Annotated in this window: 1 pseudogene; it reads right to left on the reverse strand. The window is 42.6% G+C overall.

Annotated elements, in window-relative coordinates:
- Positions 1–430 (reverse strand): annotated as a pseudogene (locus GBI66_RS19320) (monooxygenase); the annotation flags it as partial.

A 430-nucleotide genomic window follows, 5' to 3' on the forward strand; every position in this document is an offset into this window, starting at 1 on the left:
CATAAGCTTGAGCAGAGGCTTTACCCACCACCTGTAAAACTTGTGGATCGTGACGGACAAGGTCGCCATTACCATGACTAAAAATACGTTTTCGCTCACGTATTTCTTGGCTAAAAGTTTCGACCGCGGCATGCGCAATCCCTGTTAGGGTTGCAAGGTGGACAACCTGATAAAAAGCGGTCTGATATTTAAAACGCTAATCAAATGGAATAAGGTGCGAAGCTGGTAAATGAACCTGATGTACTTTTAAAGTACCACTGCCCGTTGTCTTTTGACCAAAGCCATCCCAATCATCAATAACACTTACCCCAGTTTCATGGCGATAAATAGCAGCAATCACATGACGGTCATTCACTTCATCGTAAGCAAATAAATCGATCCAGTCAGCAAAAATACTTCCTGTTGAATAGTACTTTTCACCATTCACCAC

It is taken from the genome of Acinetobacter sp. TUM15071 (assembly GCF_008980925.1).
Lineage (GTDB): Bacteria > Pseudomonadota > Gammaproteobacteria > Pseudomonadales > Moraxellaceae > Acinetobacter > Acinetobacter dispersus.